Genomic DNA, 21,379 nt, shown 5'->3' with positions numbered 1-21,379 from the left:
AACGTCGGAGAGGAACCCCCATCCACGCATCGCACGAGGCTGAAGCCGGCCGATCCAACCGGGCCACGCTGCTCACGGTGACCTGCCTCGGCCAGTTCATGGTCCTGCTCGACAACACGATCGTCGGAGCGGCACTGCCCGACATGCAGCACCGGCTGCACACTCAACTGACCGGCCTGCAGTGGATCGTCGACGCGTACGTACTGCTGGTCGCCATGCTGCTGCTGACCGGCGGCATCTTCGCCGACCGCTTCGGCCGCAAGCGGGTGTACCTGACCGGCGTGGCGGTGTTCACCGCCGCCTCGGCGCTGTGCGGCCTCGCACCCTCGCTCGACTGGCTGCTCGCCGGCCGGGTGCTGCAAGGCATCGGGGCCGCGGCGCTGAGCCCCGCCTCGCTGGCTCTGCTGGCCGCCGCACATCCCGTCCCGGAGGAAAAGACCAAGGCGATCGGGCTGTGGGCCGGACTCAGTGGAATCGGCCTCGCCGCAGGCCCCGTGGCCGGCGGCGTGCTGACGGAAGCCTTCGGCTGGCCCGCCATCTTCCTGGTCAACCTGCCCATCGGCGCGGTCCTTCTCCTGGTCGGTCTGCGCACCCTCGACGAGACCCGCAACCCGAACGCCCCCAGGATCGATGTCCCAGGGACGGTGCTGTCCGTTCTGGCCGTGGGCGCACTGACCTTCGGGCTGATCGAGGGTGGCGCCCGCGGCTGGACGTCGCCGCCGATCCTGAGCTGCTTCACCGCCGCAGCGATCCTCCTCGCCGCGTTCGTCGCCGTCGAAGCACGCCGCTGCGCGCCGATGCTGCCGCTGCGACTGTTCCGGCAGCGGCTGTTCACCGTGTCCAACACCGCCATGGTCGTGGTCGGGTTCGCGCTCATGGGCTCGTCGTTCTTCTTCTCCCAGTTCTTCGTGTACGTCCAGGGCAGCTCGATCCTGAGCGCCGGCCTGCGGACCCTCCCGCTGACCCTCGCCATGGTGCTCGTCAGTCCGTACGCGGGCCGGCTCGCCGCCCGGCACGGCTTCCGCATCGTGGTCACGGCGGGCCTGGCCCTGGCGGGCCTGGGACTGCTGGCGCTCGGCACGGTGCACGCCGACACCGGCTACGGAAACGTGTGGTGGCGCCTGGCCGTGGCCGGCACCGGCTTCGCCCTGACCCTGTCGCCGCTGACGGGCGCGGCCATCCACGCCGTAAGCCCCCAGGAAGGCGGCCTCGCGTCAGGCATCAGCAGCACCACCCGGCAGATCGGCGCGGTGCTCGGAGTGGCGGTCCTCGGAGCCATCGTCCGCACCCGGCAATCCGACGGCGCCTCCTTCGAGACCGGCCTCGAGAACGCCTTCGCCGCGGCCGGCACCATCACCTTGGCCACGGCCGTGTTCACGGGCCTGTGGCTGACAAGGCCGAAGCCCACGAAGGACTCCGCGTCCCCAAGCCCGCTCACCGCCCCGGATACGGTCGCCCCATCGAACGAGGCAGACGAGCCATCGTCCTCGAACGGCAGCGGGGGCAAGGGCCCGGTAGACGCGGACCGACCTCGGGGTTGAAGCTGCCGCTACGGCAGCTCCTCCCCGGACCCGCGAGGGCGGTTGCGCCGTGCCCAGATGAACACGTCAGGCTCGGTCGCGGGCGGCGCCGAACAGCGGGTCGAGCGGATCGCCCTCGTATCCGACTACGAGACAGGCCGCAGCGACCGGTCCCCGGGAGAGGTCCACGAGCCGGGCCAGGGCCGCCGCCTCGGACGGCAGTCCAGCCGGATCGAGGCCGAGCGCCCGAGCCGCAAGGTCGCGCCGCCGGTCGAGGTCGGGCACGTCTTCCCGGTAGCCGTCGGCGACCGCCTGGAGCTCTTCGACCGTGCGTCCGGGAGCATCCCGCCACCACGGTGCCACCAGACACAGCCGCACCAACTCCGGCAGTCCGAGAGCGAGCGGTCCGGCCTCACCGTCGAGACTCACGTACACCACTGGGCGTTCCTCACCGCCCTCACCGACGAAGCAGAACGCGTCCCCGGAGCCGGCCCGCGCGAACTGCTCCAGCCGGGCCCCGGAGGCGAGCCTGACCCCGTCCTCCAGCTCGTGGCCGGTCGGGTTCGTCGCATCGAGGTCCGCGACCCCGGCGAAAAAGGCGACCACGCTCTCATCGGTGGCCAGGAGAGGCAGCAGTGCGCCATTCGATCCGTTCATCCGGCAACCGTAGCCGGGGTGTCCGACACCGGACGTTGCGGACCTTCAAGGGCTAGGGCAGCGCGCAGCGGCCCTCATTACCCCCGGCGTAATCGACCACCACGCCGCGAACCCGCAGGATCAAGCACACAGACGGAGACCCGTCGGGGGATCCCACCGCACCCAGGAGGAACGCCATGCCCGCCAAGCCCACCACCGCCACCACACCCAGCTCGTCGGACGAGGCAACGCGCGCCGTCGTGCAGGACTTCCTCGCCGCCAGGCTGGCCGGGGACACGGGACGACTCGTCGCGCTCTTCGCCGACGAAGTGGACTGGCTGCTCGCCGAGAACCCCGCCGTCCCCTGGATCCGCCCGCGGTCCACCGCCGCCGAGTGCGCCGCCCAGTTCACGGAGCTGACGGCGCACACCGTGCCCGAGGACGCGCGTGCCAGCGTCGACGCCTTCCTCGTCGACGGCGCGGACGCCGTCCTGATGGGACACCTGTCGGGGACCGTACGGGCGACGGGCAAGACCTTCGAGGGCCCGTTCGCCCTGCGCCTCACGGTCGAGAACGGCCGGATCACCCGGCACCACCTGTACGAGAACAGCCTGTCGATCGCCGAGGCCTGCGCGCCGTGAAGGCAGGGAAGACGGCGGTACGTCTCCGACGGCGGGGACACCGAACGACGCCCGCGCGACCCCTGTCCGACGCGTCCTCTACCCTGACGCAGTGATGTACGAGGGGGACTTCCGGGGCGATTTCCGGGGCGATTTCAGGGTCGGAGACGTGCTGTCGATCGCCTGCCCGTTCACACCGACCACGGTCGAACGGGGTGTGATGTGGAACCACGTGTCGCTGCGATGGCCGTGGTGGCGCGTCGACACGGGCAGCGACTTCATCAGGTGGAACGGTGTGGTCGCCCTGGGTGTGGACGCTGACGGGCAGACCCGGCCGGAACCCGAGGTGGAACTCTTCAGAACCGACCCGAGGCCCGAGCACCTGCAGGCGGGAGACGCCTGCCGGGTCGGAGTCCCGCCGACCGTGGTCCACGTGACCGCCGTCGACCACCACGCACCGCCCCTTGAGACGGGCTGGCTCCCGCGTCCCGAACTGAGCGTGGCCGTGCTGCCCCGTGGCCGGTCGTACCGGGCGTTCCCGGACGACAGCCACCTCAACGGCGAGGGCTACACCCTTCACCCCGGCGACGGGATCCCGTTCACCTTCGAACTCCTGCTGCGACCGTACGGGTTCCTGCAGCCGGGCGACGAAGTGGCCGACACCGCCGGCCGGGCGTGGCTGTTCGAGGGCCCCTGGAACTGGACGGCCTTCGACGCGATGAGTCCCGGCGCGGGCCCGGAGTGGCCACTCGCCCTGCTGACCCGATCGGGAACGCCCTGCTCCGTCACGGACGCGGAGGCAGTCGCCGAGGCCACGACGACCGGTTCCCACCAGGAGACCGTCCAGCGGTGGATGTCCCTCACCGAGGCATCGCCCACGCCTTGACCGACGCTGCTCAGCCGCAGGAACAAACCCTGGCTGGAACACACCCGCTCAGCCCGAGCCCCGAGCGAGCGCCACGCGAAGACCCGGTGTCCGAGCCGGACGTTAGCCTCGACGCATGATGCCCGAGCAGCCCCCGAAGATCACCACCCGCCACCACGGCGGGCAGATCACTGCGTACGTCATCCCCTCCGACACGCTCGGGGCGCTTGAGCCCGCGGCCGTGTTCCAGCCGCGCTCCGGCGACGAGGTCGTGGCCTCGGCGGTACGGCCCGACCTGGAGCGAGCCGTCTACGCGACGTTGGACGCGGTCGTCTGCGTGACGAGAGCCGGAGACGTGGTGTGGGAGTCGACCTTCGAGCCGCACTCCGACACGCGCTATGGCCACCGGCCCAGCTGTGCGTGGTCCCTGGACGGCCGGACCGTGTGGGTCTACCGGCCGGACGCGATGGCGGGACGCGGGAGCGAGGACCAGTGGGTCGTGTACGACGCCGACAGCGGCGCCGTCCTCTTCCGCCGCGAGCTGGAGACGGTCGGGCACGGCGCCGAACACCACGTGCATCCCCTGGACGACAGCGTCTACCTGGTCATCGGGGAGGGCCAGGACGGCGCCGCCCTGATCCGGGGCGCGGCGGGGGCCGAAGGCGAGCCGGAGTTCGTGACGTACCCGTGGCCGGACCGCTGCCTGATCGACCTCGCGCCCGACGGGAAGCAGTTCATGACCGTCGACCACGGCCAGGGGGACGTCGCCTTCCACCACCACCCGAGCGGGGACGTGCTCTTCACCCTGCCCGTCGACGCCTTCGGGTACGACCCCGAGGACGCCTTCGTCGAATGGAGCGGCGGCTACCTGACCCCGGAGACCGCCGTCGTCACCCTGGGCGGTGAGAGCGACGACGAGGAGGAGTGGTACCGGTACCACCTGGTCGACGTGGGCACGGGAGCCGTCAGCGGTGAGATCACCGTGACGACGGCGAACCCATACGAACTCAAGCCACTCGGCGACGGCACCTGGCTCACGGGAGGCGCCGCCGAAAGCCCTGTCCGCTGGTCCCGGTAGAACTCACCCTGCCCATGGCGACGCGCGCCGGACCGCCTACCCAGGAAGCGAGAACCGCAGCCGCATCCTCGTGCTGAGGAGCTCCGCTCGCGGGACAGCACGCCGGAAACGTAGACGATGGCGTACGTCTCCTCAGGGCTCAGGCGGGAGGTCCGCTCCACCTCCGAGTCGCCGAGGATGATCTCGCCGCTGCTGCCGACCGACGCCGTGACCTCGTAGAGGTACGTCCGCTCGCCGTGGTGGACGCGGAAGTCGCAGCCGAGCCGGTCGTCCCCCGGCCCGCCGGCGATCACATGGGAACGCAGGCGGGACTTCCAGGAGGTCTCCTCGGGAACTCCTAACTTCTCCCGCAGCCAGGCCCCCACCACGATCTCCCCGGCGAGGCCGACGGCGACGGTCTTGTCCTGGTTGGGGGAGAGGCACTGTAGCTACCGGTGCTGCTCGAAGACCGACGAGTCCTGGCCAGGACCGGGCAAGCAGGAGTGGTCAGTTGCTCGGCGGGCAGGTCAGCGGCGACCGCCCGGGCGAGCTCCCTCAGCTCATCAGGCCGCGTCGGCAGGGACGCACCGTCGAGCAGGACGGACGCACCAGGCCCAACCACCGCCGACCCGGCCAAGGCCCCGGACCCCGACCCGACCCCCAACCCCGACCCGGCACCGAGCCCCGACCCGGCACTCAGCCCGAGCCCAGCCCCGCTCCCCGCCCGCTGCCCCGGCAACTGCACCCCAGACGCGTCCAACCCGAGTTCGCCCCGCCGGGGTCATCCGTCGCGGGCATCCCCTCGGGCCAGTAGCCGTGCCCCGCGAGCCACCGCACCGTTGGCCACGCACGGGGTGCCGTCCTCACCCTCGTCCTCGTCGAGGAGGATCTTGACGCGCCCATCGCGAGCGCGCGCGAGATGCGAGTCGTGGGCGTTCTGCAGGACCGCTCGTGGTGGTCCCGTCGCCGGCGGCCGGCCTTTCCCGTACGTCACCACCACGGGCACCCCGGCCCCGGACACGATCACAGGCACTCACTTCCCCGCCCCTGCCCCGACGTCCCTGAACCGCACGCGGGCCGCCAGTAGAACGCGGGGAAATCGGCGGTGTCAGGAAGGGCTGCGCAGCAACGGTCCGGAGCCGTACGCCGCGGCCATGGGGGAGCTGCCCGTGGTGACGAAGTCCCGGATGCCCGTGAGGTAGTCGTCGCGGTGAATCAGCCCGTCGCCGTCGATGTCGAGCGCGTCGAACGCCGCGGTGACGTCCGTGTCGGCGTTCCCCGCAGCCGTACGCAGACAGATGAACTCGGCACGGTCCAGGCACCCGTCGGCATCGGTGTCGGCGATGTCGAACAGAGAGCCCAGAGCAGTCCGACAGAAACGCTCGAACGCCTCGTGCCCCACCCAGGAGCGGTACTCCTCGAACGTGACGCGCCCGTCGTGGTCGGCGTCCATGTCCTGGAAGACCACGTCATGGGCGGCCCGGGACGCGGCCACGACCGGATGGCTGGCGTCGCGCCCCACGGCGGACGCCACACGCTCAACCCGAGAGAGGTACTCCTCGCGCGTGATCACGCCGTCGCCGTCGACGTCCAGCATGGCGAAGATCCGATGCTGCGGTGAATCGGACACTGTGCTTCCTTCCAGCGGCGGCACGCCGAGGCACCGCCACGTACGTAGAGAACGGAAAAACGTCAAAGCGAAAAACAATGAGGCTCCAAGCGCCGCTGCGCCCCACTGATGTGTCCCGGTGCGCAGGCCACGCAAGGAGTTACGACAGATCGTGTCGAGCCGACCTGCGACGATTCCATCGATCAACAGGGATCTCACCCGGATGGACGAAGCGACGCCCACCCACGTGGGCATGGCGGGCATCCCCCGCCCTACGGGCGCGTCGGCAAGGAAGCGGGTCGTGGTTCGCCAGCTCTGGGACACACCCGGCCCCGGCGCGCAGCGCACCGACGCCACATTCGCGCGCCCCGGCACCCGGGCACGGCCAAGAGACAGGCGTGAGCCCCAGCAGACGCACAGCCACGGGGCCCACGATCAAGCGCGCGGCTATATTCCATGCGTGGACGACGATCACAGCCAACTCATCGCAGGCCGCTACCGGTTGAGCCGACTACTCGGCCAAGGCGGCATGGGTGCGGTCTGGCGGGCCCACGATGAGCAGTTGGGGAGGGACGTTGCTGTCAAGGAGTTGCGGCTGCCCGAGCATCTGGGCGAGGCCGAACGGCAGAACTGGATCGCTCGACTCGACCGCGAGGCCCGTGCCGCCGCACGCCTGAAGCATCCGGGGATCATCACCGTGCATGACCGGATATCCGGCCCGGATGGACGTCCCTGGATCGTCATGGAGTTGGTGGATGGCGGGTCGCTGGCGGACCTCATCGAGGCACATGGCGCGCTCACGCCCCAGCGGGCGGCAGTCATCGGGCGGCAAGTGGCGGCCGCGCTCGGTGCCGCGCACCGGATGGGAATCACCCATCGGGACATCAAACCCGCCAACATCCTCCTGGAAGAGGACCGGGTGGTGCTGACGGACTTCGGGATCGCCGCCGTGGAGGGAGACGCCACCCTCACGGCCACCGGGATGATCATGGGTACGCCCGCGTTCATGGCGCCGGAGCAGGTCCGGGGCTTGCCCGCGACGGCCGAGTCCGACCTCTGGTCGCTGGGTGCGACGCTGTACGCCGCCGTGGAGGGTCACGCTCCGTTCGCCGGCACGGCTCCGAGTGCCGTCTTGGTCGCGGTCGTGACAGAGCCACCCATTCCGGCCGTGCGTGCGGGGGCGCTGGGCTCCGTACTCGACGGTCTGCTGCAGAAGGATCCAGCAGCGCGCCTGACCACGGATCAGCTGCAGGCCAGGCTGGACGGGATCGCCTCGAATGCACCAACTTACGTCGAAACGCAACCTGTTGCGTTCGGACCACCCCCCACTCTGCCGGCGCGGAATCCCGCCGCCGTATCGGCGCCCGCACCTCGCCGACGCGTCGCGGGGAGTGTCAAGTTGGGCGCGACGCTACTGGTGATCGCGCTGATGCTGGGGATCGGATACTTCCTTGACCAGCAGGGTGAGGAGAACAACACGTTCGAGACCAACCGCGGTGTGGCAGAAGGCATGTCGCCCCCCACGGGCTTCTCCCGGCCGACCACGACCCGCACTGTCGAAGACCGGGCACAACTGACGTACACGTGGCCTGACCCGTGCGTCGATCATTGCGCCCAGCAGGTCCCGCTGGTCACAGCGTGGCTGGAACAACGGGCGGGCGTAGCCGGAGTTAAGACCCTCGGGGCTGAACTAGGAGACTGCCTCGACGACGAGCACGGGTGCCCCATCCTGATCGAGCAGGTGCCATCGTACAAAGCCCCGACCATCCAAGGCGCCGCACTCCAGACGGTCGACAACCGCCTCACCTTCCGAGTCGACGTAGGCCGCTAACCCCACCCGCCACCGTCGCCCTCGAAGCGATCCAAGTGACTGCCCCCGGCAGGAAGCCGCCACTGCTCCCCGCTCGCGCGGGGCTGGCCCCACCCAGGGGTTCGCCATCGACGACCCCGCGGCCTGCTCCCCGCCTGCGCGGACTGATGACCTCACACCCACGACCGCCGGCCTCGCGCCGCCTACGCCTGCCGCAACTGCCACTGCTCCTGCGTGATTTCGTACCGCACACCCCCATGCTCGGAACCCTCGATCGCCATCATGTCGTCCGGCGTGGGGATGCTCTCCACGAGCGTCATCCCGAGCTTCTCCATGACATTGCGCGAAGGGCGGTTCACGGTCATCGTCTCGGCCCAGACCATGCGGATGCCGAGCTCGGTGAACCCCTTCGCCAGCAGCGCCTGCGAGACCTCGGTGGCGTAGCCCCGGCCCCAGGCCGCGCGGCGCAGGCGGTAGCCGAGTTCGGCCTCTTCCCGGGGGCCGCTGCGCAGCGGACGCAGGCAGAACCAGCCGACGAACGCGCCGCCGTCCTTCTCGTACGCGGCGAACAGGCCGAGGTCGTGATCCCAGCGCTCGTATCCGGCGAGGATGCTGGGGATGGCGAGGTCGCGGACCTCCTCCGGTGGGGTCGGAGCACCGCCGGTCAGGTAGCGCATCACCGCCGGGTCGCTGTCCAGCTCGATCAGCAGGTCCGCGTCGTCAGCGGCGAAGGGGCGGAGGGCGAGGCGCTCGGACTCGAGGTAGGTGATCACGCAACGATCATGGCCGAGACGGGCAGGCCGGGCCAGGGAGTTTTTCTGGGGTCTCCGCGGCCACCGGGTGAGGTGCTGAAGGAGCAGCATGACACGGCCGCCTGTGGATGGCCCCGGCGCGTCGTCGCCGAACCTCCCGGACCGAATGTCTCGTCCACGACGTGGAACTGTCGGGCCACCCCAAGCCCAAAAACCATCGCGGACGTGGTCGGTGGCTCAACCGGCCCAGCGCCCGGTCAGGAACGTCAGGGCGAACAGGGTCGACAGGGGCGTCGCGAGGCAGTAGTACGCGGTGCGGAAACGCGGCGAGCGGAGGGTCCAGGCGGCCAGGATGATCCACAGGGGCCACCACAGCAGGGTCGCGCGGGGAATGGACTGGTACCAGTACGACGTGCCCAGGGCCCACAGACTGAGGCCGACGTAGAGGGCCTCGGGCCAGCGCCGGCGGCGCATGAGCAGCACCGCCAGCGCCAGTCCGACGGCCATGGCTAGGAGTTCGGCCTGGAGCATGTACGCGTAGCCGGTCGCGAGGACCTGGTCGAAGGCGGAGTCCCAGGTAGTGTTCCAGGTCTCCCAGGGTGCGTGGAAGTGGCGGTACCAGCCCCGTTCCGGGCGTGTTTCCAGGCCATCCAGTCGCCGGTGTACGCGTGCAGGTACCAGGCATAGAGGGTGGCGGGCAGCGCCGGCAGGAGCAGCCAGGGCAGCGGGCGCCAGTGGGCGCGGGTGCGGGCCGTCAGGACGAAGTGCAGGGTCAGGGCGGCCGCGAGGAACAGGCCGCTGATGCGGACGGTCGTCGCCAGGGCGGTGAGGGTGGCCGCCAGGGGCCAGTTGCGGCGGTGTGCGGCGAGCCAGGCGGGCAGAGCGAGGGCGAGGAAGAGCGACTCGCTGTACCCGGCGGCGAGGAAGACCGCGCACGGCGATATCAGCAGGAGTTGCACCGTGCGCTGCCCGGCGCCCTCGTCGGGCAGGTACAGGCGCGCGATCCGTGCCAGGGCCAGGACCGCGATTCCGCCCGCGACGAACGAGATCAGCAGCCCCGCCGCGGTCCAGTGCGGCACGACGGTGTGGACGGCCCGCAGGACGAGGGGGAAGCCAGGGAAGAAGGCCTCCCGGTTGTCCCACTCGGCGTCCCACGGCCCCCTGCCCTCGGGGAAGTAGCCGTCGCGCGCCACGTTCAGGAAGTGCCCCCAGTCCCAGCGTTCGAACGGGGCGAGGACCGGGCCCGGGTCATGGGTGCCGGCGTCGGCGGGGAAGAGCCAGCGCGCGCCGTGGGCGATGCTCCACAGGGCCGCCCGGGTGAGCAGGTACAGCCACAGCACGTCCCGGTCCTCGACGCCGAGCCACAGTCGTCGGCGGCCGACGCGGGGGAGGGCGGGAAGGAGCGGAGGAGCCGGCGGCGCCTTCTCGAAAGACCTGGTAGGCATCACAGACATAGCGGACTCTCGTCAGGGTGTGAGGGCATGGCGGACCGCGCGACGGCGAGGCGCCACGGGGCGATACTGCGGAAGAAAGACGGGCGTGCCCGATGGGCGGCCGGGCGCGGTCAGACGGGGACCCGGCAGGCGGCCGAGGCCCGACGGTGCAGGAGCCTCGACGGGCGGCCTAGGCCCGGCGGACCACGGGAGCCTCGGCCGGGGTGGCCGGAGCCCGGGGGACCGGGCGGGGGAGCCTCGGCAGGCGGTGCTCAGGGCGGCGTAGTCGTCCCCCGTCCCGCAGGCGGCGTCGTTGTCCCCTCTCCCGCAGGCTGCGTAGTCGTCCCCTGCCCTGCCGGCTGCGTCGTCGCCGACGCGCCGCCAGTGGTGCTCCCGGGCGTGGGCGGGCCCGGCTCCGTCGTGGTGCTCGACGGCGCCCTGGTGGTCTCCCCGGGGGACGGCAGGTCGACCGAGGGGCTCACGGCGGGTACGACAGGGGTCGGCGCGTCCGACAGGAGCGCCGCCGCGGTCACCCCGCCGCCCGCGAGGACCAGGCACGCGGCCGCCGCGACCAGGGCGACACGGCGCCGGTGAGCCCGCCGGGCGCGTTCGGCGATCCGCGCGACCGGCACGGCACGGGCGCGCGCCTGACCGGAGGCCGCGGCCTGCCGGAACATCTCGCGCAACGGGTCCTGGGGCTCCTGGGGGTCAAGCACCGGGGTCCTCCTCAACGTTCCGGGGCCGTAGACGATCGGCGAGGGCGACCCGGCCACGGACCAGGTGCGTCTTGACGGTGCTGGCGGACTGCCCTGTCTCGCCGGCGATCTGTTCGACACTCAGGTCGCACAGGTAGTGCAGCGTCACCGAACGACGCTGCTGGGCCGGCAGGTCACGCAACGCGTCGATGAGGACCACGTACTCGGGGCCGGGCCCCTCGACGGGCGGTGGCGCGCCCGCCCGGTCCCAGGCGTCCGACGTGCGCCTGCGAAAGCGCCAGCGACTCACCGCCAGGCGCCAGGCGACCGTACGGATCCACGCCTCGGGCTGCCCGTCGCGATCGAGCTGCCGCCGCCGGCTCCACCCCTTGACGAAGGCCTCCTGCACGACGTCCTGAGCCTCGTGCAGATCGCCCAGCATCACGTACAGCTGCCCTGTGAGTCGCGCGACCGCCTGCTCGTAGAACGCCTCGAATTCCTCAACGGTCACCACTCACTCCCGGATCTTTCGCTTCACCACGCATACGCCCGGCACCGACCGCCCGGTCGACACGATCCGCGTATCCATGGAGTGATGGTGATCACAGAACCCTCCCGGCCGCGCGAGGCACAGCCAAGGCACACCGAGATACCTGGCATCCCGACCGGTGCGCCGGGGATTCCTCTGGGACGGCTTCGACGCCGGCAGCGCGGCCGCCCCGGCCGGTGCCCGTACATGGCCCGCGATCACTTCGAACGAGTCCTTGGGGAGGACCCGCTGGCCCCGTGGATGGTCACGCCCAGGAGAAGACACGTGAGCTGCACGCGCTCGCGGCAGATCGCGAAAGCCGTAGCTGCCTGGGTCGCCCGGGCCGTCCCTTCACGCCGGAGCAAGCTGGGCCTGGATCCCGTGCGGCTCGCGATGAGCTGAACCGCCCCGTTCGTCGAGCGACAGCTCTGCGGTCAGGCCAGCCGGACACGCCGCCGCAGCAGGGCGAAGCCGGCTCGGCCATACATCCGGCGCTTGATCATTTTGATCCGGTTGACGTGGCCTTCGACGACGCGGGAGCTCCACGGCAGCGTCGGGCCGGCGGTGACTGCGGCGGTCCGTGGGCGAGCCCGAGTTCAGCAGACGCAGACTCCCAGCGCTGTTGTCCCATGGAATGTGGCTGTGGCCGAACACCAAGACATCGTCGTCGGGGAAGCGCGCAACGCAGCGCCACTCCCGTCCTGCGGCCGCTCCCAGGTCTCGTGCACGACCGCGAACCGCACTTCTCCCCAGCTCGGCGTGGGCGACCTCCGGGGGGCCGCGGCGCAGCCGTCGACGGCTGCCAAGAGGATAATCCGGGAGGGACGCGGCGCGGGCGGGCAGACGGGTGTCCGAGGTCAGCAGGAGCCGCATGCGTGCCACGGTGGGTCGCAGTCGCAGTCGCAGCCGCAGCCGCAGCCGCGGCCCGACCGGGACCAGCGGCGCTAAGTGGGCCGCTGGAGTCGCCGACGGCGCACGGTCAGCACCGTCGGCAGGTGGCGACGCAGAGCGGCCCGTGCCGCATTGGCGCCCGGCGCGCCGTGCACACCGCCGCCCGGGTGCGCGGACGCCGACGCGAGGAAGAGGCCCTTGACGGGTGTTTCGGGACGCCCGTTGCTGGGGACGGGCCGGAAGACGAGCTGCTGGTGGAGGGCGGCCGTGCCGCCATTGAGGGCGCCGCCGCGGAGGTTGGCGTCCATCGCCTCCATGGTGGGAGGAGTCAAGATCCTTCGTCCCAGGACGCGCGCTCGGAAGCCGGGGGCGTACCGTTCGACGACCTCCTCCATGCGGTCGGCCATCGCTTCGCTCTCACTGCCTTCCCAGCGACCCGTCAGGCCCTGCTCGCCCGCGTCGCCTTTGATCTTCTGCGGTAGGTGCGTGTACGCCCAGGCGGACTCGGTCCCCGCGGGAGAGCGGGTCGCGTCGGCCGCGGTCATCTGGCCGAAGATGAGGAAGGGGTTCTCGGGTACGAGTCCCGTGGCGATCCGGGCGGCGTAGGCGGTGAGGCCGTCCATTCCGTCGGCGAGGTGCACGGTGCCCGCGGTCGCCGCCTGCGGGGCCGTCCAGGGCACCCGGGAGTCCAGCGCCCAGTCCACCTTGAAGGTGGCGAAGTCCCACTGGAAGCGCCGCAGGTCCCGCAGAGCGCTGCCCGGCAGGTGCTCCTCGCCGACCAGGGAGCCGTACAGAGCGGGGGCCGACACGTCGGCAAGGACGGCACGCCGGGCCGGCACCCCTTCGCCGGCGGCGGTGCGTACGCCCACGGCGCGGCCGGCCCGTACGACGACTTCGGTGATCGGCGCGTCGCAGTGGACCGCACCGCCCCTCCGCTCCAACCGCCGTACCAGCGCGGCCGTCAGCTCGCCGGCGCCGCCGGCGGGGACGGGGAAGCCGTGGTGCTGGCCGAGCATCGACATGAGCCATCCGTAGCCTCCGCTGCCGGCTGCTTCGGGAGGCAGGTCGGCGTGCAGGGCGTTGCCCGCGAGGAGGAGCCCTCCCGCCTCGGCGCGGAACTCCTCTTCCGCCAGTCGGCGTACGGGCAGCAGCAGCCGCCGCACGGTCGCCAGCCCACCGGTGCGGCGGACCCCGTCCAGGAGCCGGGCAGCGGGGACCAGCGGCGGGAAGGGGGTGAACAGACCGCGGACGATGTCGGGGCCGAGCCGGTCCCAGATCTTGCACAGGCCCGTCCACGCGTCCCCGTCGCCGGGCCCGAACTCGTCCAGCCCCGCTGCGGTGTCGTGCGGCACCCGGTCCAGCACCGCGCACCGGCCATCGGCCAGGGGGTGCGCGAGCACCCGCGGAGCGTGGCTCCAGACGAGACCTTCGCGGTCCAGGCACAGGGAGGCGATGACGGGCGAGGCGGCGGCGAGGGGGTAGAAGGCGCTGAACACATCGCTGACGTAATCGGGGTGCACCCCGCGGTCGCTGCGCACCGCGCCTCCTGGTTCGGGCTGTGCCTCGAACACCTCCACGCTCCAGCCGGCGTCGGCGAGCAGGTTGGCGGCGACCAGGCCGTTCGGGCCGGCTCCGATCACGACCGCGTCGGGCATCGCGTCTCCTCCGTCCTCACGCGCGTGCGTGTGTGCCGGCTTCCGCGTGTTCCTCGACGACGCCCGCGAGCCGTTTGAGCATGCCGCGGTGGCGCAGCTGGATCAGCGCGTCGACAGCCGCGTTGTGGAGGGCGCCGGCGATTCCCCGCAGCGGGTGCTCGTCCACGGTGACCAGGGACTCCTCGCCCCATGGGCGGACGTCGATCGCCACCCGGGCGGTGCCGACGGGGCCGCTGTCGACTTCCAGTTCGAGTTCACGACGGACTTCCACCCGCCGGACGACCGTCGTGCTCGACACCGTCCACGGGCCGAGCTTGACGGTGTACTCGAGGGCTGAACCGAGGTCGGGCCACCGCCCGTGGGCAACGCGCGAGTCGCTCGTGCCGACCACCCAGTCGGAGTAGCGCGAGGCGTCGGCGAGCACGTCCCAGACCTGATGCGGGGCGGCGTGGATGAGTCGGTGTCGTACGGCCATGGTCACTCCCTGGGACGTTGGTGAGGGTGAGGGTCGGCGCTCCGTGCCGGGGCGGGGCCCGCAGCGGCTCCGCCGGGCCCGAGGAGGCCGGTGGGGGGTAGGGGGGCCTCCCCGCGGGCCTCGAGGACCTGCCGGGAACGGCGGGTGACGACGGCTGGCAGAAGGACCCGGGCCGCTTGCGCGCCACGCATCCACGGCGGGGCGTAGATGTGCGCGGACCGGTGCTCGATGCCCCGGACCATGGCCCGGACGTAGCGCGCGGGGTCGTGTACGACGGAGGCCGGCCAGGGCAGGTTCGTCCGCAGTTCCCGGAAGACGGCCGTCTCGTCGGCAGCACGGATCATGGCGGTGTCGGCCCAGTTCAGATAGGCGACCCCTACATCGACGCCCCGGTGCGACACCTCGGCTCGCAGCGCGTGCGCGAACGCCTCCACGCCGCCTTTCGATGCGCAGTACGCCGTGAGCAGGGGCGCCGGCGCAAGGGCCGCCAGGGAGGCGACCTGTAGGTAGTAGCCGCGGGTCCGCATCAGGTCCGGCAGGAAGCAGTGGGCCGTAAGGGCGCTCCCGACGAGGTTGACGTCGATCACCCGGCGCCATGCGTCGGTCTCGCAGTCCTGCAGGGGCCCGCCGAGGGCCACGCCCGCGTTGGCGACGACCACGGAGGGGCTGCCGAGCGTGCGGCGGACGGCATCGGCGGCGATGGCAAGCTCCTCGGCGTCGGTCACATCGACCTCCCATGCTCCGGCCTCGCCGGGCAGGCTCGCCGCACAGCGGACGAGACGCTCGCCTTCCAGACCCACCAGCGCCACCCGGGCGCCGCGACGGGACAACGCGTAAGCCAGACCGCGGCCCAGTCCGCGGGCCGCACCGGTGACGACGGCGACGCGCCCCGCCAAGGAGCCCGGGTCGTCCGCCCGGTCATGCCCCGCGTGTCTCGTCATGCCGGGCGTCTGCCCGACGGGTCGGCTTCTACACAGGGCAGCGAGCGGCACTGCCCGGAGGCCTACCGAGCGACCGCCCATTACGTTCGCTTCCCCGGGAAGCCGCAGGTCATGAACCGACTTCCCGATGCCGGACAGTCCCATTGGACGCGGACGGGCAGCGGCATCGCGGACCTGAGCGCGGCCTGGGAACGCGCACGGACAGGCCTGAGCGTCATCGCGCTGGAGGCGAACCGACTCGCGGGTGGCGTCCGTTTACGAAACGCTCTGAAACGGTCACGGAGAGCACGCGGCCCGCGACGACGCAGATTCCCAGAGCGCCCCCACACGACATGTGTCCCAGTCAGCTGCGGAGCTGATTCTCGACCGCGAGCTCGAGTCCCACCCGGCCCACCGGACGCTACGCAAGTCGCAGATCGCTTCCAACTGTGGAGAACTTGCGTGAGGCGGCGCAGAAGACACCACGGCTGTCTGCGTCAGGCAGCTCGCGACGAGGACGAAGTCCGGCCCGAGGCCGAACCCGACGAGCACGCGGCGCCCCCGCTGGAGATCCCCGGCCCGCCGAGCCGGGGACTCGACAACGCCACGCGGACGTGCAGGAATGCCTGGCCCGCGGCTTGTCCAGGGCGGTGGTCGGCCGCGAGTTGAACCTCGTCATCCAGACCGTGCGCTGCTTCGCCGACGCCGTCAGCGTCGAGGAACTGTTGGCCAGGGCCGAGCACCGGGCCACTCGACTGCACCCGTGGCGCGACGTGGTCAACCAGCGCCGGAACGCGGGAGTAACGAATGCCCAGGACATCACCGCCGAACTGCGCGTCCTGGGCTTCACCCCGAGTCCAGATCGTCCGCCGCTACCTGCGGCCACTGCGTACACACGGCGCCGGCCGCAAGCACGGCCCCGCAAAATCCGCGCCGACCACCCCGGCGATTCCCAAACCACGCCAGGTCAGCCGCTAGATGCTCACCCACCCCCGACGACCTCAACAAGGACGATGCACTCGGTGGCTGCGGAGGTGAGTTGTGAGATCGCTTGTCGCTATGTTTCGAGGGCACCGGCTGGCTGTAACAGCAGCGGCGAGTGCCATCGACAAGCGAGAGCACCCAGGGCTGCTCGGCGGTCGCGGGAAGGTCCTACCGGCGGCGCGAGGCAGCAACTGTCTGTGGTTTGCTCATGAAGCTGCACGGACTGACTAGCGGCGTCCCGCCCCCGGACTGGGCCGAAGTTCCTCAGAGGAGGTGTCGTAGGTGGCTGACAGCCGACTGGAAGCGCGCTATCGCCGCGCAGACATGCACGAGCCCGTTCTCGTCGCCATTGAGGATGACGTGGACAGTCTCATCGACGCTCTCCTGGCAGGACCGCCTTTCCATGACGCGGCGCATCTCGTCTCAAGGGCCCGGCCTATGACCGGGCTCGGTTTTCCGGATCATGAACTCTATGTCGGCGTCAACAGAGACGCCCAGGTCGGGGCTCTGGTGCTCTTGGCCCCTGAGACTGGCTTTGTCGCCTCTGTAGGGGTTTTGGGCTCACAAATTGAAGTCGTGTACCACGTCGCCGGCCACGGGACGGAGTTCCCCGCCGATTCGGAGATCCCGTTGGGTCTCGTCCGAAGTGCCGTCAAAGAGTTTTTGCACTCAGGTGGCGGTGTCCCCACTTGTGTCGTCTGGAAGCCGATCGAAGTGGCTGCTGAGGATTCGGACGACGACCAGGACCCGTGGGGTTCGTCCGACGGCTGAGCAACACTTGGACAAGGCCGCGCCGGGTGAACACGCGGCAACCTGTGAGCGCGCGCAGGTGCAGGTCAGCTGGCCCCTTGCTGTTCGGCGCGGGCGCGGGTGGTGGCGAGGCGGTAGGAGTCGGTGCCGGATTCGATGATGGTGCCGCCGAAGGTGAGGCGGTCGACGATGGCCGCGCCGAGCCTGGGGTCGGTGCAGGTCTTGGTCCAGCAGGAGAAGGACTCGTTGGAGGCGATGGCGACGCTGTTCTTCTCCTCGCGTTCGGTCAGGATCTGGAAGAGGAGTTCGGCGCCGCGGCGGTCGAGTTCCATGTAGCCGAGTTCGTCGATGCAGAGGAGATCGACGCGGCCGTAGCGGGCGATGGGTTTGTTCAGCTGCTTCTCGTCGGCGGCCTCGACCAGCTCGTTGACCAGCTTCGTCGCGAGCGTGTAGCGGACGCGGGAGCCCTTCATGGCGGCCTCGGTGCCAAGGGCGATGAGCATGTGGGACTTGCCGGTGCCGGAGTCGCCCATCAGGCAGAGCGGCTGGCTCTTCTTGATCCACTCGCAGCTGGCGAGCGTGTGAATGGTAGCTGGGTCGATGTTGGGGTTGGCATCGAAGTCGAAGCTCCGCAGGGACTTCTCCCGGGGGAAAATCAGCCGCCTTGATCCGCCTCTCCGACTGGCGAGGGGCCCGGTCGTCGCACTCGGCCATCAGCAGTTCGGCGAGGAAGCCGCGGTAGGTCATCTGGTCCTTGATCGCCCGGTCGGCGATGTCGGAGAACTCGTTGCGGATCGACGGCAGCCGCAGCAAGTGGCTTTGTTGGTGAGTTACGGGTTCTGGCACCGATCTTGAGGGACCGTTGCAGAGAGCGACGAATTCCGGTTGCAGGGGAAGTCACGAGCCCGGGGGCCGTCAGCGTTCACGCATTCTGGTCCACCACCAGCCGAACACCGCCAACTCGATGTAGTTGGGTTCCGGCAAGGTACGGCGCTCGAATTCCGCGTCGATGCGTGTGATCAGCCGTCCCAAGTCCCTTTGGGCTCCGGGAGGAAGGCGCAGCATCGCCCGCTCCAGATCGTCACGAGCGTCTTCCACCTCCATCCCGGGCGAATAGGCCTCGGAGGCGTTCAGGTAGCGACCAGGCTGCTTGAAGACCCACTGGAAGCGAGAGAGCGCAATCGCGACCGCGTTGGGCCGCATCTCCTGGTCTTCGACCCGGCGGATCGCTGCACGAGTCCGCGCGGAGACGCCAGGGACCCTCAGGACCGGATACTGCCATCGGGGCCGCCACTGCTCTGCTCGGACGGCCTTTGGACGCCTACGCGGCATCGCCCTTTCGGATCAACATAGGGTCATCCTGCCACGGCCTGGCCCCCTGCACGGCCCTCGTCCCCATGCCCGCCCGCGATAAATCTCCTGCTCCCCGGTTCTCGCGCAGATCTGGAGGGGCGTCTTGGGGCGCTACTGGAGCATGATCAGTATGCGGAGGAGTTCGAATCCGGCCCGGCCGTATAGCTGCCGTTTGATCTTCTTGATGCGGTTGACGGCGCCCACGATGCTGCCGGAACTCCAGTCGAGGGTGAGGCCGGCGGTCACGGCGTCGAGGTCTCGGTGTAGGTGGAGTGCGAAGCCGGTGAGCTTGCGTAGCTGGCTGGCCTCGACTGCGTCGATCCAGGCAGGGAGCGTGGAGCCGAGGCGGTCGGTGAGCATCTCGCCGAAGTCATGGACATGCCCGGCAGCGGGTTTCCAGTTCGGGGCAGAACTTTCTTGGCTTCGCGGGTATTTCCGCGGCCGCTATCTGCCTCTGCCACCTCGTCCATGCGGACGCGTAGACCCGGTCAGCGCGTGACAGTGGGCTCGTCCGGCCGATCGGGGAGGGCCGCCCCCCAGCTGACAGTCAGCCGCCGTGGATCGGGCATTCGTGTTCCCACGGCCAGCGGATGACGTTGCTGGGGCTCATCGGGAGGGATCATGCCTTGCGGATGGCCTCGATCAGCGGGCGGCTGCTGTAGGGGGAGTTAGACCTTTCCTCGCACGAATCGGGTCCGGTGCCCGAGTGCCTGGCCCAGCTCCGTAACGAACTCCGGCAGCAACGCGGGCCCGTTCCAGAACTCGAACCCCAGGTACGCGAAGGCAAGCCCGTCTCCAGCCCACTCCCACGCAGCCAGCGGCACCACCCGTCCGCACGCCGGACACGGCACTTCGCCCCTGCCGGCGTTCCACCATGCGTCCATGACCGGCGAGAACACCTCACGGTGTCCATCTCCGAACGCCACCGCGCAGTACGGACATACAGGCGGTCCGCTCTGCTGCGGAGAGAAGAACACAGTCCTCCCGGTGACAACGGTCAGCCCATCGCTCCCGCTCGCTTCCCGGAACCCCGTCGCCCGCTCCCACCGCGGCCCGGGGCCGTGATCCGGCAGCCGCACGATTCCCTCGCCGACCAGCCACGCTGCCACCCGCTCCCCGTGCGCGACTGCGTCCTCGGCGGTCGCCTCCAGGTCAACGATCGTCTGAAAAGAGCTGCTCACAGCCGAACGGTAGGCGGCCCAGCCGATTCTGCACAGCCCGCCCCTCCGGCACTGCTGCCGCCTGCGACAGATTAGAGAGCCCGACTCCCCCGTGCACAACACGTCCCATACGTGCGCGGCAAGACCTCCTGAGCCGTGGAGATCATTTACGGGACAGCCCTTGGGCCGCGTCTCCGGCGTCGGAACGCTCCCGAGGTGCAGGCTTGCATCCCGGCTGCACCCCCGGGTGGCCTGTGTTCCTTTCGGCGCTTCGAGGTCTGGTTTGGCTGTCGGGTGCGTTGTTGGCGGGTGGGTTGGCGGGTCCGTTCTGGTTGTTTCGGCGTGGCTGGTTTCTGTCTCCGGGATTGTGTCCGTTCTCTCGGTGTCAGGATTTTTGGACGGGGGGAGTGAATTCTCTTTCTGTTCGGGTGATTTGACGGGTTGTCTTTGATTCGCGTTGGGGGAGCTGGTATTTTGGGGGTGTAGGTATTTACGGCATGCTCTCGCTGTGGGGGCGGTTTAGTGGTGGATGGGGGGTGGGGTTGTGCCGGAGCGGGTGATTGATTTCGGGAAGTTCGGGGCTCGTGGTGTGAAGGGTCATGAGTTGGTGGCGCGTCAGCTGGATGAGCTTGCGGGCTTTGTGGTGACGCCGGTTGAGCAGCGGCGTGGTCTGATGGCGAGGCTGAACTATCTCACCCGGAGTGAGCACGCTCGTCAGGCCGCGCGTGCGGCTGGCCTGACCGTCACGGACCGGACCATCAGAGCTTGGCGGGAGGGCAAGCGCGCTCCTTCACATCGGAACTTGGAACGTATCGAGTCTGCGTATCGTGCCGTACGGCGTCAGAACGTCGCCCGGTACCTTCTGAACCGTCTCAACCGGCAGGGACGCGGCACACGCGTGGAGTTCCACCCCCTCAATCAGTCCCAGGTCGCACGTCCTCTCCAACGGGTTGTGGAGTACCGGCACCTGAACGTTCGTCGGTGGGACCGGATCATCGGCGCGTGGGCTGCTGATGACCATGCCGGCATGGACGACATCTGGGTTGGTGAGGTCGTCCAGGACCTCGGCTCCCAGTGGGGTCAGTACGAGTACGTGTCCAGCATCGGCTTCTCAGCCTGACCACCCGGCCGGGCCCGACCACCAGAAGCACCAGCCCGGCAGGGGACAAGCCCGCTCGTCGACCGGGCCCCAGGGACCACGAACGCCCCGCCACTATCCCGTTCCTGACGGCGTGAAGGCTCTGGGGGCAATCCGCTCAAGGTGAGCAGAGACGACAGCCCATGCTCCGGGTGGAGGCGATGCTCAAGGTCGGCCCCACGCCGCGCTCGGAGGCCATCGTGCCGTGAGGGGGAGGCGCCGGCCTCAGCGATCTCGGGCACACAGAGACAGCCACGGAACCCCTGATACAAACTCACCTTTTGCACCGGCACGGGCTGTTGAAAGTTCCACGAGAACATGGAAATAGATATTTCGCATTCTTTGGTAATTCGCAACCAATGAGAATTAATTGCGAATTCCACAACCTAGGGAAAGACGAAAGCGAGGCCCACCCTCTAGCCAGCTGCTTTTCTGGAATTCGCGGAGCGAATTCCAGCGGTTGGATCGCGGAGCGATCCAACCGGGCGTCACGGAGTGACGCCCTATCAACTGCACTGCGGAGCAGG

At 69.8% G+C, this 21,379-nt stretch carries 18 protein-coding genes and 3 pseudogenes; 7 read left to right on the top strand and 14 right to left on the bottom strand.

Features of this window, described 5'->3' with window-relative positions:
* Nucleotides 1-98: 98 nt before the first annotated feature.
* Nucleotides 99-1,541, top strand: a complete 1,443-nt coding sequence (locus tag DEJ43_RS00110; RefSeq protein WP_106433793.1) for an MFS transporter — start codon at nt 99-101, stop codon at nt 1,539-1,541.
* A gap of 66 nt (nt 1,542-1,607) precedes the next feature.
* Here the strand turns inward: DEJ43_RS00110 and DEJ43_RS00105 are convergent, their stop codons facing one another.
* Nucleotides 1,608-2,177: a hypothetical protein gene (locus DEJ43_RS00105; protein ID WP_015031235.1), complete on the bottom strand. Its 570-nt coding sequence runs from the start codon at nt 2,175-2,177 to the stop codon at nt 1,608-1,610.
* A 176-nt stretch (nt 2,178-2,353) separates the two neighbouring features.
* Between DEJ43_RS00105 and DEJ43_RS00100 the strand changes: the two genes are divergently transcribed.
* The 3 genes from DEJ43_RS00100 to DEJ43_RS00090 all read left to right on the top strand — a co-directional run bounded on the left by DEJ43_RS00100 (nt 2,354) and on the right by DEJ43_RS00090 (nt 4,719).
* Nucleotides 2,354-2,797: a nuclear transport factor 2 family protein gene (locus tag DEJ43_RS00100; protein ID WP_015031233.1), complete on the top strand. Its 444-nt coding sequence runs from the start codon at nt 2,354-2,356 to the stop codon at nt 2,795-2,797.
* 148 nt (nt 2,798-2,945) lie between these two features.
* Nucleotides 2,946-3,662, top strand: coding sequence for a hypothetical protein (locus DEJ43_RS00095; RefSeq protein WP_233447898.1), 717 nt, complete (start codon nt 2,946-2,948; stop codon nt 3,660-3,662).
* Nucleotides 3,663-3,777: 115 nt separating this feature from the next.
* Nucleotides 3,778-4,719: a hypothetical protein gene (locus DEJ43_RS00090; protein ID WP_015031231.1), complete on the top strand. Its 942-nt coding sequence runs from the start codon at nt 3,778-3,780 to the stop codon at nt 4,717-4,719.
* Nucleotides 4,720-5,806: 1,087 nt separating this feature from the next.
* On the opposite strand, the gene DEJ43_RS00085 is transcribed toward DEJ43_RS00090, so the two are convergent.
* Nucleotides 5,807-6,328, bottom strand: a complete 522-nt coding sequence (locus DEJ43_RS00085) for an EF-hand domain-containing protein (protein WP_233447897.1) — start codon at nt 6,326-6,328, stop codon at nt 5,807-5,809.
* Between the two features lie 439 nt (nt 6,329-6,767).
* On the opposite strand from DEJ43_RS00085, the gene DEJ43_RS00080 reads away from it, so the two are divergent.
* The gene (locus tag DEJ43_RS00080) at nt 6,768-8,138 is read left to right on the top strand and encodes a serine/threonine-protein kinase (RefSeq protein WP_199868632.1); all 1,371 of its coding nucleotides are present in this window, start codon (nt 6,768-6,770) and stop codon (nt 8,136-8,138) included.
* 182 nt (nt 8,139-8,320) lie between these two features.
* Here DEJ43_RS00080 and DEJ43_RS00075 read toward each other — a convergent pair whose 3' ends face one another.
* The 8 genes and pseudogenes from DEJ43_RS00075 to DEJ43_RS00035 all read right to left on the bottom strand — a co-directional run bounded on the left by DEJ43_RS00075 (nt 8,321) and on the right by DEJ43_RS00035 (nt 15,488).
* Nucleotides 8,321-8,890, bottom strand: a complete 570-nt coding sequence (locus tag DEJ43_RS00075) for a GNAT family N-acetyltransferase (RefSeq protein ID WP_041661890.1) — start codon at nt 8,888-8,890, stop codon at nt 8,321-8,323.
* A 216-nt stretch (nt 8,891-9,106) separates the two neighbouring features.
* A pseudogene (locus tag DEJ43_RS00070) lies at nt 9,107-10,314 on the bottom strand (mannosyltransferase family protein).
* Nucleotides 10,315-10,574: 260 nt separating this feature from the next.
* Nucleotides 10,575-11,018: a hypothetical protein gene (locus DEJ43_RS00065; RefSeq protein WP_186102817.1), complete on the bottom strand. Its 444-nt coding sequence runs from the start codon at nt 11,016-11,018 to the stop codon at nt 10,575-10,577.
* Entirely contained in the window at nt 11,011-11,508 is a 498-nt protein-coding gene (locus DEJ43_RS00060; RefSeq protein WP_015031223.1) for a SigE family RNA polymerase sigma factor, read from the bottom strand. Before DEJ43_RS00060 ends, DEJ43_RS00065 begins: the two co-directional genes overlap by 8 nt.
* Nucleotides 11,509-12,096: 588 nt before the next feature.
* Nucleotides 12,097-12,399, bottom strand: a pseudogene (locus tag DEJ43_RS37900) (metallophosphoesterase family protein); the annotation flags it as partial.
* A gap of 71 nt (nt 12,400-12,470) precedes the next feature.
* Nucleotides 12,471-14,072 (bottom strand): phytoene desaturase family protein, encoded by a 1,602-nt coding sequence (locus DEJ43_RS00045; protein WP_015031221.1) that lies wholly within the window; start codon nt 14,070-14,072, stop codon nt 12,471-12,473.
* Between the two features lie 16 nt (nt 14,073-14,088).
* Entirely contained in the window at nt 14,089-14,547 is a 459-nt protein-coding gene (locus DEJ43_RS00040) for an SRPBCC family protein (RefSeq protein ID WP_015031220.1), read from the bottom strand.
* A gap of 2 nt (nt 14,548-14,549) precedes the next feature.
* The gene (locus DEJ43_RS00035; protein ID WP_106433662.1) at nt 14,550-15,488 is read right to left on the bottom strand and encodes an SDR family oxidoreductase; all 939 of its coding nucleotides are present in this window, start codon (nt 15,486-15,488) and stop codon (nt 14,550-14,552) included.
* A gap of 1,245 nt (nt 15,489-16,733) precedes the next feature.
* Here DEJ43_RS00035 and DEJ43_RS00030 point away from each other — a divergent pair.
* A complete protein-coding gene (locus DEJ43_RS00030) occupies nt 16,734-17,222 on the top strand; it encodes an Imm1 family immunity protein (RefSeq protein WP_015031217.1) in 489 nt (162 codons plus the stop codon).
* 65 nt (nt 17,223-17,287) lie between these two features.
* Here DEJ43_RS00030 and istB read toward each other — a convergent pair.
* The 4 genes and pseudogenes from istB to DEJ43_RS00010 all read right to left on the bottom strand — a co-directional run bounded on the left by istB (nt 17,288) and on the right by DEJ43_RS00010 (nt 19,735).
* A pseudogene (istB, locus tag DEJ43_RS00025) lies at nt 17,288-18,047 on the bottom strand (IS21-like element helper ATPase IstB).
* Nucleotides 18,048-18,116: 69 nt separating this feature from the next.
* A complete protein-coding gene (locus DEJ43_RS00020) occupies nt 18,117-18,404 on the bottom strand; it encodes a hypothetical protein (protein ID WP_041661885.1) in 288 nt (95 codons plus the stop codon).
* 261 nt (nt 18,405-18,665) lie between these two features.
* Nucleotides 18,666-18,914: an ISL3 family transposase gene (locus DEJ43_RS00015; RefSeq protein WP_015031213.1), complete on the bottom strand. Its 249-nt coding sequence runs from the start codon at nt 18,912-18,914 to the stop codon at nt 18,666-18,668.
* A 308-nt stretch (nt 18,915-19,222) separates the two neighbouring features.
* A complete protein-coding gene (locus DEJ43_RS00010; protein ID WP_145953680.1) occupies nt 19,223-19,735 on the bottom strand; it encodes a hypothetical protein in 513 nt (170 codons plus the stop codon).
* 523 nt (nt 19,736-20,258) lie between these two features.
* Between DEJ43_RS00010 and DEJ43_RS00005 the strand changes: the two genes are divergently transcribed.
* Nucleotides 20,259-20,834 (top strand): hypothetical protein, encoded by a 576-nt coding sequence (locus DEJ43_RS00005; RefSeq protein WP_041661883.1) that lies wholly within the window; start codon nt 20,259-20,261, stop codon nt 20,832-20,834.
* Nucleotides 20,835-21,379: the final 545 nt, after the last annotated feature.

This window comes from Streptomyces venezuelae ATCC 10712, assembly GCF_008639165.1.
GTDB classification, from domain to species: domain Bacteria; phylum Actinomycetota; class Actinomycetes; order Streptomycetales; family Streptomycetaceae; genus Streptomyces; species Streptomyces venezuelae.
This window is presented reverse-complemented; position numbering and strand designations above follow the sequence as displayed.